The sequence below is a fragment of the Streptococcus mitis genome (assembly GCF_019929545.1).
Taxonomy (GTDB): Bacteria; Bacillota; Bacilli; order Lactobacillales; family Streptococcaceae; genus Streptococcus; species Streptococcus mitis_BU.
Window position 1 is genome coordinate 1 of sequence record NZ_JAHZPT010000039.1, and the last position, 13791, is coordinate 13791.

15 protein-coding genes are annotated in these 13791 nt (G+C 39.7%); 13 read left to right on the plus strand and 2 right to left on the minus strand.

Annotated features, from left to right (window positions below; genetic code table 11):
- Positions 1-67 precede the first annotated feature (67 nt).
- The 12 genes from K1I71_RS08850 to K1I71_RS08905 all read left to right on the plus strand — a co-directional run bounded on the left by K1I71_RS08850 (position 68) and on the right by K1I71_RS08905 (position 10823).
- A complete protein-coding gene (locus tag K1I71_RS08850) occupies positions 68-1159 on the plus strand; it encodes a DUF6119 family protein (protein ID WP_223330777.1) in 1092 nt (363 codons plus the stop codon).
- A gap of 272 nt (positions 1160-1431) precedes the next feature.
- Positions 1432-2019, plus strand: a complete 588-nt coding sequence (rpoE, locus tag K1I71_RS08855; protein ID WP_223330778.1) for a DNA-directed RNA polymerase subunit delta — start codon at positions 1432-1434, stop codon at positions 2017-2019.
- 236 nt (positions 2020-2255) lie between these two features.
- Positions 2256-3863: a CTP synthase gene (locus K1I71_RS08860; protein ID WP_223330779.1), complete on the plus strand. Its 1608-nt coding sequence runs from the start codon at positions 2256-2258 to the stop codon at positions 3861-3863.
- Positions 3864-3983: 120 nt separating this feature from the next.
- Positions 3984-5060: an N-acetylmuramoyl-L-alanine amidase family protein gene (locus tag K1I71_RS08865; RefSeq protein ID WP_223330780.1), complete on the plus strand. Its 1077-nt coding sequence runs from the start codon at positions 3984-3986 to the stop codon at positions 5058-5060.
- 249 nt (positions 5061-5309) lie between these two features.
- Entirely contained in the window at positions 5310-5609 is a 300-nt protein-coding gene (locus K1I71_RS08870) for a DUF4651 domain-containing protein (protein WP_031233155.1), read from the plus strand.
- Positions 5606-5923, plus strand: coding sequence for a thioredoxin family protein (locus K1I71_RS08875; RefSeq protein ID WP_000615781.1), 318 nt, complete (start codon positions 5606-5608; stop codon positions 5921-5923). The genes K1I71_RS08870 and K1I71_RS08875 overlap by 4 nt, the downstream gene beginning before the upstream one ends.
- A gap of 15 nt (positions 5924-5938) precedes the next feature.
- The gene (ytpR, locus tag K1I71_RS08880; protein ID WP_033687657.1) at positions 5939-6565 is read left to right on the plus strand and encodes a YtpR family tRNA-binding protein; all 627 of its coding nucleotides are present in this window, start codon (positions 5939-5941) and stop codon (positions 6563-6565) included.
- A 41-nt stretch (positions 6566-6606) separates the two neighbouring features.
- Positions 6607-7368 carry an SDR family NAD(P)-dependent oxidoreductase gene (locus K1I71_RS08885; RefSeq protein WP_223330781.1) on the plus strand — a complete coding sequence of 254 codons (762 nt, stop codon included), beginning with the start codon at positions 6607-6609 and terminating at the stop codon, positions 7366-7368.
- 76 nt (positions 7369-7444) lie between these two features.
- Positions 7445-7840 (plus strand): single-stranded DNA-binding protein, encoded by a 396-nt coding sequence (locus K1I71_RS08890; RefSeq protein WP_000282442.1) that lies wholly within the window; start codon positions 7445-7447, stop codon positions 7838-7840.
- A gap of 155 nt (positions 7841-7995) precedes the next feature.
- On the plus strand, positions 7996-8280 hold the full coding sequence (gene groES / locus K1I71_RS08895; protein ID WP_033687654.1) for a co-chaperone GroES: 285 nt from the start codon (positions 7996-7998) through the stop codon (positions 8278-8280).
- Positions 8281-8295: 15 nt separating this feature from the next.
- The gene (gene groL / locus K1I71_RS08900) at positions 8296-9918 is read left to right on the plus strand and encodes a chaperonin GroEL (RefSeq protein ID WP_223330782.1); all 1623 of its coding nucleotides are present in this window, start codon (positions 8296-8298) and stop codon (positions 9916-9918) included.
- 137 nt (positions 9919-10055) lie between these two features.
- Complete coding sequence (locus K1I71_RS08905; protein ID WP_000567567.1) at positions 10056-10823, plus strand: epoxyqueuosine reductase QueH; 768 nt, start codon at positions 10056-10058, stop codon at positions 10821-10823.
- A gap of 70 nt (positions 10824-10893) precedes the next feature.
- Here K1I71_RS08905 and ntdP read toward each other — a convergent pair whose 3' ends face one another.
- Positions 10894-11427, minus strand: coding sequence for a nucleoside tri-diphosphate phosphatase (gene ntdP / locus K1I71_RS08910; RefSeq protein WP_000775316.1), 534 nt, complete (start codon positions 11425-11427; stop codon positions 10894-10896).
- 88 nt (positions 11428-11515) lie between these two features.
- The gene (gene recX, locus K1I71_RS08915) at positions 11516-12292 is read right to left on the minus strand and encodes a recombination regulator RecX (protein ID WP_223330783.1); all 777 of its coding nucleotides are present in this window, start codon (positions 12290-12292) and stop codon (positions 11516-11518) included.
- Positions 12293-12329: 37 nt separating this feature from the next.
- On the opposite strand from recX, the gene rlmD reads away from it, so the two are divergent.
- Positions 12330-13685, plus strand: coding sequence for a 23S rRNA (uracil(1939)-C(5))-methyltransferase RlmD (rlmD, locus tag K1I71_RS08920; protein ID WP_223330784.1), 1356 nt, complete (start codon positions 12330-12332; stop codon positions 13683-13685).
- Positions 13686-13791: the final 106 nt, after the last annotated feature.

Below are 13791 nucleotides of genomic sequence, written 5' to 3' on the forward strand. Positions count from 1 at the left end.
TAATAACCTCATCTTATGATAAGGCTATTATCTCATATTTTGGTGTCCATTGGATAGGTTTTTAGAGGTGCCCTTTATAAATAATGGCGACTGGTTTAAAATAGAATCAACCTATTATACAGATATTGTAAATAAAATTGATCATATAGAAAAATTCAATGATCCCGCAATTCCTAGCTGCGCTGAAAATTGGAATGAGGGAGAATTTAATGAAAAATTTGTAGCATCTGATCCTGATCGTTTTAAGCTATTTGATAAGAAGAACTTTCACTTACCGGATTATGGACATAGTAGAATTGAGCCTGCTGATATTATAACGATAGAAAAACAATTTATTCACGTGAAAAAAGGTGGATCTTCTGCAAATTTAAGTCATTTATTTGCTCAAGGAGTTGTATCTGCTCAGTTATATAAAAACGAAACATTATTTATTGATAAAATCAATGAAGTGTTTGAAGAAGAATATTTCAATTCAGATGATAAAATTGAAGTTATATACGGGATTATAGATAAAAGATATGATAAAAAAGCAAGCGAAATTCTTCCATTCTTTTCGATGATTAACTTATCTCAACACTATGATGTTTTATCAAGTATGGGAATAAAATGTCGACTATTATTTATTGAGCAAAAAGTAAATATTTATAATCAAAGAGAAGAAAAAATTCTAAATCGAGTGAAAAGAGAACTCAAAGATCAAGGAAAAACTAGTAAAGAGTTATTTTCTGCTTACTCTGATTTTCTTTCAGTTCCTAGTGTTAAAACTCAGAGTACATTTAAAAAGAGTTATCTTGAAAAATTTGTAACTAATGGTGATCTACAAACTGATGGTGCAAAAAGAGGAAAGAAATATTTCAACACGGATTTAGAACAGGTTCTCTATAGAGTGAAAAGAGAACTCAAAGATCAAGGAAAAAATAAAGATGAATTATTTCTGGCGTTATCTGATTTTCTAATAACCTTTGGAATTTTTATGCCAACGATTTTTAAAGAGAGATATCTTGATAAATTTGTAGATAACGACAACTTAGATTATGATGATGAAAAATATAGAAACACAAATTTAGAGTTATTTTTAGGAGATATGAGGCGGAAACGAAAATTATTTTCTTTATATTCTGATATTCTCAACTTTCCAAAAGAGAATTTTCATATATAACTGCAACGAATTTATCTGGATTGATACTGAAAATCCACCAAGCGATGCCATCGGCTGGGTAGCAAAGAAATAAAAGTCCGTTTTAGACTAATTTCCACTTCGGTTAAGCAAGTGGAAGTTACTGTGAGAAGTTACCCAGTTCAAATCAACTAACTTTCTCCCCCTTAACCTTTGACTATTCCGTAAAATTATCGTAAAATAAAGAGTAAATGATAAAATGAGGTCAGAGTCTGTTTGCTCTGACGATAGTAGTATAAATGAGGAGAAACGCTTTGGAATTAGAAGTATTTGCTGGGCAAGAAAAAAGTGAACTATCTATGATTGAGGTAGCGCGTGCTATCTTGGAACTTCGTGGTCGCGACCATGAGATGCATTTTAGCGATCTTGTAAACGAAATTCAAAACTACCTTGGAACATCAAACAGCGATATCCGTGAAGCCTTGCCTTTGTTCTACACAGAGTTGAACTTTGACGGTAGCTTCATCTCACTTGGAGACAACAAATGGGGTCTTCGTTCATGGTATGGTGTAGACGAAATCGACGAAGAAATCATCGCTCTTGAAGAAAATGACGACGATGAAGTAGCACCAAAAGCTAAGAAAAAACGTGTCAATGCCTTCATGGATGGTGATACAGATGCTATTGACTACAATGCAGATGATCCCGAAGACGAAGATGCATACGAAGCAGATCCTGCTCTTTCATACGATGATGAAAATCCAGATGATGAGAAAAACGAAGTGGAAGCTTATGATGCAGAAATCAACGAGATTGCTCCTGATGACTTGGGTGAAGACGTGGATCTCAATGAAGAAGATGACGAGTTTTCAGACGATGATTCTGAAAACACCGAGGAATAAAAGTTAGCTATTGACAATTATCCTATTTTTAGGTATCATATTGTTCGGGCACCTCTTTTAGAGGTCGGGGCTCCCTAGTTCTTAGGGAGCTATTTTTGTTTTTTCAAGAAGTTATCTTCTTGTATTTTAGTTGTGAATCTGGTGCAGTCGTCCCAGATTATTCTTATTAGTAGGGTCTTGTTTTCTATGTCCCCACGTAGTTGACAAGACCTTGACCATTTTAGAAAGAGGAATCTATGTCTACGAAATATATTTTTGTAACTGGTGGTGTGGTATCGTCTATTGGGAAAGGGATTGTGGCAGCGAGTCTGGGCCGTCTCTTGAAAAATCGTGGTCTCAAAGTAACCATTCAAAAGTTTGACCCTTATATCAATATCGATCCGGGAACTATGAGCCCTTATCAGCATGGAGAAGTTTTTGTAACGGATGACGGAGCTGAGACAGATTTGGACTTGGGTCACTATGAACGTTTCATCGATATCAATCTCAACAAATATTCCAACGTGACAACTGGTAAAATCTACAGTGAAGTTCTTCGTAAGGAACGCCGTGGAGAATACCTTGGGGCAACTGTTCAAGTCATTCCTCATATCACAGATGCCTTGAAAGAAAAAATCAAGCGTGCCGCTCTAACGACTGATTCTGATGTCATTATTACAGAGGTTGGTGGAACAGTAGGAGATATCGAGTCCTTGCCATTCTTAGAGGCCCTTCGTCAGATGAAGGCAGATGTAGGTGCGGATAATGTTATGTACATCCATACAACCTTGCTTCCTTATCTCAAGGCTGCTGGTGAAATGAAGACCAAACCAACTCAACACTCTGTAAAAGAATTGCGTGGATTGGGAATCCAACCAAATATGTTGGTTATTCGTACAGAAGAGCCAGCTGGTCAAGGAATTAAAAACAAACTGGCCCAGTTCTGTGATGTGGTACCAGAGGCTGTTATCGAGTCTTTAGATGTTGAACATCTTTACCAAATTCCACTGAACTTGCAGGCACAAGGTATGGACCAAATTGTCTGTGACCATTTGAAATTAGACGCACCAGTAGCAGATATGACAGAATGGTCAGTCATGGTGGACAAGGTCATGAACCTCAAGAAACAAGTCAAGATTTCCCTTGTCGGTAAGTATGTGGAATTGCAAGATGCCTACATTTCTGTTGTTGAAGCCTTGAAACACTCTGGTTATGCCAACGATGCAGAAGTTAAAATCAATTGGATCAATGCCAATGATGTGACGGCAGAGAATGTAGCAGAGCTCTTGTCTGATGCGGACGGAATCATCGTACCAGGTGGTTTTGGTCAACGGGGTACTGAAGGGAAAATCCAAGCCATCCGCTATGCGCGTGAGAATGATGTTCCAATGTTGGGAGTCTGCTTGGGCATGCAGTTGACTTGTATCGAGTTTGCTCGTCATGTTTTGGGGCTTGAAGGTGCCAATTCTGCAGAGCTTGCACCAGAAACAAAATACCCTATCATTGATATCATGCGTGATCAGATTGATGTGGAGGATATGGGTGGAACCCTTCGTTTGGGACTTTATCCATCTAAGTTGAAACGTGGCTCTAAGGCTGCGGCTGCTTATCACAATCAAGAAGTGGTGCAACGCCGTCACCGTCACCGTTATGAGTTTAACAATGCCTTCCGTGAGCAGTTTGAGGCAGCAGGCTTTGTCTTTTCAGGAGTTTCTCCAGACAATCGTTTGGTAGAAATCGTGGAAATTCCTGAAAATAAATTCTTTGTAGCGTGTCAGTATCACCCTGAACTGTCAAGTCGTCCAAATCGTCCAGAAGAACTCTACACTGCCTTTGTCACTGCAGCAGTTGAGAACAGCAATTAGCTAGATTATAACCTTTGAGAAGAATCTCAGAGGTTTTTTTACTTGCATATTTAGGATATGAGTTGCAAAATAAAAACATAGTGATATAATTAACATAACAACGACTAAGGAGGAACTACAATGAAAAAAATCACATTATTTGGTTTGTCTCTAGCTGGTCTAGCTTTACTGGCTTTTCCTCATTCAGGGCAGGCATTTGAACTTAAAGAAGAATGGGTTGTTAAGTGTGGAGTACAGTATCAAGATGGCAAGATTCTTCGGTTTAACAATGGTCATGAAGTGGATATCAAAGTCTTGGATTTGCCAAAAACCGAGAAAATCGAGTGGACAGTTAGTCTCAATGGTCAAGATCAGACTGTCAATTTCCTAGGTCAAGAAAAGGACAAGTCTATGATCGGGGAAGAAGGGCGTTACCTGAATTTTTATGTTCCATATGGCTATAGAGGAGATATCAAGGTAGAGGCCAAGAGCAGAAACGAAGTGAAGACCTGGTCAACGAAAGTTGTGGATGATATTCATAATGATAGTGGAAAGAGAGGTTACTATCGTATTGAAGAATCAAATGATCAATACACTTACCTCGATGCTAAATGGGATTATCAAACCAAGACTTACACTGCTACCTTACCAGAGACTGTCAATGGTCAAAAAGTTTTTGCTTGGGCAGATTATGACAATGGCGAGTTGAAACTTGAAAAACTAAAATCTATCAGTCGTAAATATGATGATGGAGGATCTTTCAAAGAACTTTATCCGATTGTAAAAGCCGAAAGCTGGCTAAAATCAAACCAAAACTGGTACTATCAAAAACAAGGTCAATTAGTGCAGAAGGATTGGGTTAAGGACAAGGGAACTTGGTACTTTATGAATGATAAAGGAGTCATGTTCAATCAAACTTGGCTTTATCAAGGTGGTAACTGGTATGCCTTTAAATCATCAGGAGCTATGATTGCTAGTGATTGGCTTTACGACCAAGGCAAGTGGTACTATTTATCAACTTCAGGAGCCATGAAAGCAAGCACTTGGGTTTATGATAAGGGAGAATGGTATTATGTAAGTTCTTCTGGTGCCATGCTAGCGAATGATTGGGTCAAAGATAATGGCCAGTGGTATTATCTGGCTTCATCAGGTAAGATGCTTCGTAATACCTACACACCTGATGGTTACTACGTTGGCAACTCAGGTACCTGGCAATAAGAATCATACTCTTCGAAAATCTCTTCAAACCACGTCAGTTTCATCCACAACCTCAAAACGCTGTTTTGAGCTGACTTCGTCAGTTCTATCTACAACCTTAAAGCAGTGCTTTGAGCAACCTGCGGCTAGCTTCCTAGTTTGCTCTTTGATTTTCATTGAGTATAAGAAGTCCTTTTCCTTAAAGGAAGGGGCTTTTTACTTGCGTTTCTGCTGCTTCCTCATTTGTCCTAAAGTCTTTTTTGTGTTAAAATGAATGGTATGAAAGCTAAAAAAATGTTGATGGCAGGCTTGGCTCTGCTAGGTATTGGAAGCCTTGCCCTTGCTACGAAAAAAGTTGCAGATGACCATAAGCTCAGGAAGACTCAGGAAGAGTTAACAGCGATTGTGCGAGACCATTTTTCAGACATGGGGGAAATTGCGACCCTCTATGTTCAAGTCTATGAAAGCAGTCTAGAGAGCTTGGTTGGTGGCGTCATTTTTGAGGATGGCCGTCATTATACCTTTGTCTATGAAAATGAAGATCTAGTCTATGAGGAGGAAGTCTTATGATACAACCAGCAAGTTTAGAAGAATTGGCATCTTTGGTGGAAAAAGAGGGCAAGAAGGTCTTTCTTTTTGTGGCAGACTGGTGTGGCGATTGTCGTTATATCTATCCTGCCTTACCAGAAATTGAGGAGACCAATCCAGAGTTCACCTTTATTCGAGTGGATAGAGACCAGTATATGGATTTGGCCAAACTCTGGGATGTATATGGAATTCCTAGCCTTGTTGTTCTAGAAAAAGACAAGGAAATTGGTCGTTTTGTTAATCGCGACCGTAAAAGCAAGCAACAAATTAACGACTTTTTAGCAGGACTGAAATAGGAGAAAAAGGAAACAATGATTTTTACATATAATAAAGAATATGTCGGTGATGTCCTTATGGTCATCGTGAAAAATAGCGGAGATGCCAAACTGGATGTGGAGCGCAAAGGCAAGGTAGCCCGTGTTTTTCTAAAAGATAATGAGGAAACAGTGGCTTGGAATATTTTTGAAGTTTCAAGTTTATTTGAAATTGCAGAGCGCGGTCAAGTATTTTTGACAGATGAGCAAGTCGCTCGTTTGAACCAAGAATTACAAGCGGAAGGTTTTGCAGAAGAAATTGTCAATGACAAGGAACCTAAGTTTGTTGTTGGTGAAATTGTTGAGATGGTAGCCCATCCAGATAGTGACCACCTCAACATCTGCCAAGTTGCAGTCGCAAGTGACAAGACAGTGCAAATCGTTGCAGGGGCTCCCAATGCGCGTGTCGGGTTGAAAACCATTGTGGCTCTTCCTGGAGCTATGATGCCCAAAGGCAATCTTATTTTCCCAGGTGAGCTTCGTGGCGAAAAGAGTTTTGGCATGATGTGTAGCCCTCGTGAATTGCATTTGCCAAATGCTCCGCAAAAACGTGGTATTATTGAATTATCAGAAGACCAAGTTGTCGGAACTCCATTTGATCCAGCTAAGCACTGGACTGCCTAAGAAGTTGTTAGTATCTGATAGACCAGCTAGAAGGAAATAAGATGGCAAAAAATGTTGTGATTACAGGAGCGACATCAGGTATTGGTGAAGCAATTGCGCGTGCTTATCTGGAGCAGGGTGAGAATGTCGTTCTAACAGGACGACGGACAGATAGACTAGAAGCTCTTAAGTCCGAGTTTGCAGAAGTCTTTCCAAATCAAACCGTCTGGACCTTTCCACTAGATGTCACGGATATGACTATGGTGAAGACTGTCTGCTCCGATATTTTAGAAACGATAGGTCAGATTGATATTCTGGTCAACAACGCCGGTCTGGCTCTAGGTTTAGCACCTTATCAGGACTATGAAGAGTTGGATATGTTGACCATGCTGGATACCAATGTCAAAGGTTTGATGGCAGTCACTCGCTGTTTCTTGCCAGTAATGGTAAAAGCCAATCAAGGACATATCATCAACATGGGCTCTACTGCAGGAATTTATGCCTATGCAGGTGCAGCTGTTTACTCAGCGACCAAGGCGGCAGTTAAGACCTTTTCAGATGGTCTGCGAATTGATACCATCGCAACGGATATCAAGGTGACGACTATTCAACCGGGAATTGTCGAAACAGATTTTTCGACGGTACGTTTTCATGATGATAAAGAACGAGCTGCGTCCGTTTACCAAGGAATCGAAGCCTTGCAAGCTCAGGATATTGCAGACACAGTAGTCTATGTGACCAGTCAACCTCGTCGTGTGCAGATTACAGATATGACCATTATGGCAAATCAACAGGCGACAGGATTTATGGTTCATAAAAAGTAAAAAATTTCCTCGAAAAGTTACAAATTTCTGTAACTTTTTTTGATTTCCTACGAATAGATAAGTAGGAGGAAAAAATATGTATAATAAAGTTATCTTGATTGGGCGTTTGACGTCTACACCAGAATTGCACAAAACCAACAATGACAAGTCAGTAGCGCGAGCAACTATCGCTGTGAACCGTCGTTACAAAGACCAAAACGGTGAACGTGAAGCTGATTTTGTCAATATGGTCCTATGGGGCAGACTAGCAGAAACTTTGGCAAGCTACGCAACCAAAGGTAGTCTCATTTCCGTTGATGGGGAATTGCGTACCCGTCGTTTTGAGAAAAATGGTCAAATGAATTATGTGACCGAAGTACTTGTTACAGGATTCCAACTCTTGGAAAGTCGTGCCCAACGTGCCATGCGTGAAAATAATGCAGGCCAAGACTTGGCGGATTTGGTCCTGGAAGAGGAAGAATTACCATTTTAAACATTGAAAAGTCTGAGTTGCTCTCAGGCTTTTTATCTTGAGAAAGTCAGACTTTTTTCTTGACTATTTCTGACCAAGTGATACAATAGAACTATGAATTAGCACTCAGATATAAAGAGTGCTAATAATATGTAGTTCATCATGGAGGAAAACAGATGTTGAAACCATTAGGAGACCGTGTGGTCTTGAAAATCGAAGAAAAAGAACAAACTGTTGGAGGTTTTGTCCTCGCAGGTTCAGCCCAAGAAAAAACCAAAACAGCCCAAGTTGTGGCTACTGGGCAAGGTGTTCGTACCTTGAACGGTGACTTGGTTGCTCCAAGTGTTAAAGCTGGAGACCGTGTCTTGGTTGAAGCTCACGCAGGTCTTGATGTCAAAGATGGCGATGAAAAGTACATCATCGTAGGCGAAGCTAACATCTTGGCTATCATTGAAAAATAGAAGGAGAAAGTAAGTATGTCAAAAGAAATTAAATTTTCATCTGATGCTCGTTCAGCCATGGTTCGTGGTGTCGATATCCTTGCAGACACTGTTAAAGTAACCTTGGGACCAAAAGGTCGTAACGTTGTGTTGGAAAAATCATTTGGCTCACCCTTGATTACCAATGATGGTGTGACCATTGCCAAAGAAATCGAATTGGAAGACCACTTTGAAAATATGGGTGCCAAATTGGTATCAGAAGTAGCTTCAAAAACCAATGATATCGCAGGTGACGGAACGACAACTGCAACTGTCTTGACACAAGCAATCGTCCGTGAAGGAATCAAAAATGTCACTGCAGGTGCCAATCCAATCGGAATTCGTCGTGGGATTGAAACAGCAGTTGCCGCAGCAGTAGAAGCCTTGAAAAATAATGCCATCCCTGTCGCTAATAAAGAAGCCATCGCTCAGGTTGCTGCTGTCTCTTCTCGTTCTGAAAAAGTCGGTGAGTACATTTCTGAAGCCATGGAAAAAGTTGGCAAAGACGGAGTCATCACTATCGAAGAGTCACGTGGTATGGAAACAGAACTTGAAGTTGTGGAAGGAATGCAGTTTGACCGTGGTTACCTTTCACAGTACATGGTAACAGATAGCGAAAAAATGGTCGCTGACCTTGAAAATCCGTACATTTTGATTACAGATAAGAAGATTTCAAATATCCAAGAAATCTTGCCACTCCTAGAAAGCATTCTCCAAAGCAATCGTCCGCTCTTGATTATTGCGGATGATGTGGATGGAGAAGCTCTTCCGACTCTTGTTTTGAACAAGATTCGTGGAACCTTCAACGTAGTAGCAGTCAAGGCACCTGGTTTTGGTGACCGTCGCAAAGCTATGCTAGAAGATATCGCCATCTTGACAGGTGGAACAGTTATCACTGAAGACCTTGGTCTTGAGTTGAAAGATGCTACGATTGAGGCACTTGGTCAAGCAGCGAAAGTAACTGTGGACAAAGATAGCACTGTTATCGTAGAAGGTGCTGGAAATCCTGAAGCGATTTCTCACCGTGTTGCAGTTATCAAGTCTCAAATCGAAACCACAACTTCTGAGTTTGATCGTGAAAAATTGCAAGAACGCTTGGCAAAATTGTCAGGTGGTGTTGCAGTCATCAAGGTCGGAGCTGCAACTGAAACTGAGTTGAAAGAAATGAAACTCCGCATTGAAGATGCCCTCAATGCTACTCGTGCAGCTGTTGAAGAAGGAATCGTTGCAGGTGGTGGAACAGCCCTTGTAAATGTTATCCCAGCCGTGGCTGATTTGGAATTGACAGGAGACGAAGCAACAGGCCGCAATATTGTTCTCCGTGCTTTGGAAGAACCTGTTCGTCAAATCGCCCACAATGCAGGATTTGAAGGCTCTATCGTTATCGATCGTTTGAAAAATGCCGAGCTTGGTACAGGTTTCAACGCAGCAACTGGCGAATGGGTCAACATGATTGATCAAGGGATTATCGACCCAGTTAAAGTGAGCCGTTCAGCCCTACAAAATGCAGCATCTGTAGCCAGCTTGATTTTGACTACGGAAGCAGTCGTAGCTAATAAACCAGAACCAGCAGCTCCGGCTCCAGCAATGGATCCAAGCATGATGGGCGGCATGATGTAAGCTTTCTATAGAAAACAACTTATAAAAAACACAAAAGGAGGGAATGCCTATTCCTCCTTTTTATGATATTCACTTCTAAATTGATTTGAGCTCTCCTAACTTATATGATAAAATAAGACTATAAAAAGGAGAAGAACATGATCGATGTAGAAGAAATTCTGAGCAAGATGAACCCCAATCAGAAGATTAATTATGACCGTGTCATGCAGAAGATGGTACAAGTATGGGAGAAAAATGAGCAACGTCCAACTATTCTCATGCATGTTTGCTGTGCCCCTTGCAGTACCTATACTCTAGAATATTTGACTAAGTATGCAGACGTGACCATTTATTTTGCCAATTCTAATATCCATCCCAAGGCAGAATACCATAAGCGAGCCTATGTTACCAAGAAATTTGTCAGTGATTTTAATGAGCGGACAGGAAATACGGTCCAGTATCTAGAAGCTCCCTACGAACCAAATGAATATCGTAAGTTAGTCAGAGGACTGGAAGAAGAGCCTGAAGGTGGCGACCGTTGTAAGGTTTGCTTTGACTACCGACTGGATAAGACAGCTCAAGTGGCTATGGATTTAGGCTTTGACTACTTCGGTTCGGCTTTAACCATCAGTCCTCATAAGAATTCTCAAACCATTAACAGCATCGGAATCGATGTGCAAAAAATTTACACAACACACTATCTTCCAAGTGATTTCAAGAAAAATCAAGGCTACAAACGTTCAGTAGAGATGTGTGAGGAGTATGATATCTATCGTCAATGTTATTGTGGATGCGTCTATGCAGCCCAGGCTCAGAATATTGACCTGGTTCAGGTTAAGAAGGACGCCACAGCGTTCTTGCTGGATAAGGATGTTGAAAAAGACTATTCCCACATCAAATTTACTGTTACGAAATTAGATATATAAGGATAAGCCCAGCTGAAAAGCTGGGTTTTTCAAATAAAAAAACCGGGGCCTTAACCCCAGTTTGACAACTTTACCGATTCTTTAGTTCTACATAGCGCTTGTACCAAATGTTTACATAGGCTTCTGAGAAAGGACCACGTCCATTGTTAATCCAATCAACAAGAATTTTGACATGTTCTTTTAAAATATAGTCCAAGTCATCAGAATAATTCATTTTGCGTTTGTGACGCTCATACTCCTCAACGTCCAAAAGACGTTTTTCCCCATCTGTAAAAATTTTAACATCCAAATCGTAATCAATATACTTCAGTGCTTCTTCATCCAGATAGTAGGGGCTAGCCATATTGCAATAGTAGGAAATTCCATTATCGCGAATCATGGCAATGATATTAAACCAATATTTCTTGTGAAAGTAAACAATAGCCGGTTCTCGAGTGACCCAACGACGACCATCACTTTCGGTAACCAGTGTATGATCGTTGACACCAATAATGGCGTTTTCTGTTGTTTTTAGTACCATGGTGTCCCGCCAAGTTCGGTGGAGACTCCCATCATGCTTATAACTTTGAATTGTAATAAAGTCGCCTTCTTTTGGAAGCTTCATAACTAACCAACTTTCTACAATTTATAAGTTTATCGTTTATTATTGTACCATAAAATTACCTAAAATCTGTGAATTTTACATGAAAATATTAAAGATATTCTCTGAGAGCGCTTGCTATATCCGAAAAATCGTAGCCTTTTCGTGCTAAAACTTGGCTTAAACGCTGTTTAAGTTCGTATCCTTCATATTTTCGGGCATACTTAGAATATTGCTTATCAAGTTCCCTGAAGATGAGTTTCTGAGTCGTTTCTTGATCAACTTGACTATCCAACTGGTCAAAGGCACTTTTAGCATCAGAATAGGAAAACCCCTTGTTGGTCAGATTTTGGATTATCTTATCTTGCAAGGCACGAGCTGGAAGTTTTCCCTCATATTTTTTCAATAGTTTATTAGCTACACGTTGAGCAACTTCAGAAAAATCAAATTCTTTCAAGTTCTCTTCTATAGTAGATTTTGAAATCCCCTTTTGTACTAGTTTCTGAGTAAGTACATAAGGTCCCTTGTCTCCTGAAAGTTGATTGGCATTGATGATAGCATAAGCGTACTGGCTATCATTAATCCACTTACCTTCTTTAAGATTAGCAATGACTTGAGAAGCTATGTTTTCATTAATATCGTATTTTTTCAGATATTCTCTGACTTCTTTTTCAGTGCGCGCTTTAAAGGATAGGTGGTAGAGGGCCAGATTTTTACCATAAGAAAATTGGGAAAAGTCCTGTATATCTTTCAATTCCTCTTCGCTTATAACCTTATCTCTTGATAACATAAAACGAACAATTGTATCTTCAGTAATATAGCATTTGTCGTCATTATCAAGCTCCATCAGATAGAGTCTTTTTTTCTTTTCAAGTTTTGTGATTTTCATAGTTCTATTATAACTCAAAATGTGATAAGATAGGGGTATGAATCTGAAAGTGAAACAAAAAATACCATTAAAAATCAAGCGCATGGGAATTAATGGTGAGGGAATCGGCTTTTATCAAAAAACATTAGTCTTTGTGCCTGGTGCTCTCAAAGGTGAAGATATCTATTGTCAGATTACTTCTATTAAACGTAACTTTGTTGAAGCAAAATTACTAAAGGTTAATAAGAAGTCTAAATTTCGAGTTGTGCCAGCTTGTACTATTTATAATGAGTGCGGAGGCTGCCAAATCATGCACCTGCATTATGATAAACAACTGGAGTTCAAGACGGACTTGCTTCATCAAGCGCTGAAAAAATTTGCCCCTGCAGGATATGAAAATTATGAAATACGCCCGACGATTGGTATGCAGGAACCAAAGTATTACCGTGCTAAGTTACAATTTCAGACTCGAAAATTTAAGAATCAGGTCAAGGCGGGCTTATATGCACAAAACTCTCACTATTTAGTAGAATTGAAAGACTGCCTGGTACAAGACAAGGAAACCCAAGTGATTGCTAATCGTCTAGCGGAATTACTTACTTTTCACCAAATTCCAATCACGGATGAGAGAAAAGCTCTAGGTGTTAGAACTATAATGGTTCGACGAGCAAGAAAGACTGGACAGGTTCAGATTATTATTGTTACAAATCGTCAGCTTAATTTAACCCAACTAGTGAAAGACTTAGTTAAAGATTTTCCAGAAGTTGTGACAGTAGCTGTGAATACAAATACAGCTAAAACCAGTGAGATTTATGGTGAAAAGACAGAGATTATCTGGGGAGAAGAGAGTATTCAAGAAGGTGTACTCGATTATGAATTTTCACTATCTCCTCGAGCTTTCTATCAACTAAATCCTGAACAAACAGAAGTCCTCTATAGTGAGGCGGAAAAAGCCTTGGATGTTAATAAAGAAGACCATTTGATTGACGCTTATTGTGGAGTTGGAACGATTGGATTTGCTTTCGCAAAGAAAGTTAAAACACTTAGAGGTATGGATATTATTCCAGAGGCCATTGAAGATGCTAAGCGAAATGCTAAAAGAATGGGATTTGACAACACACATTACGAAGCAGGAACAGCGGAAGAGATTATTCCTCGCTGGTATAAGGAAGGCTACCGAGCAGATGCTCTGATCGTAGATCCACCACGTACAGGTCTGGATGATAAGTTATTAGATACAATTCTTACCTATGTACCAGAAAAAATGGTCTATATTTCTTGCAATGTTTCGACCTTGGCTCGTGACTTGGTGAGGTTAGTAGAAGTCTACGATATCCATTATATTCAGTCGGTCGATATGTTTCCACACACCGCCCGAACTGAAGCTGTTGTAAAATTAATTAAAAAAGATTAAAAAAGGAGTTGACAAAGTTTAAAAAGTCGGTATAATAGTAAGAGTTGAAAATAACAGCTCAGGTCCGTTGGTCAAGGGGTTAAGACACCGCCTTTTCACGGCGGTA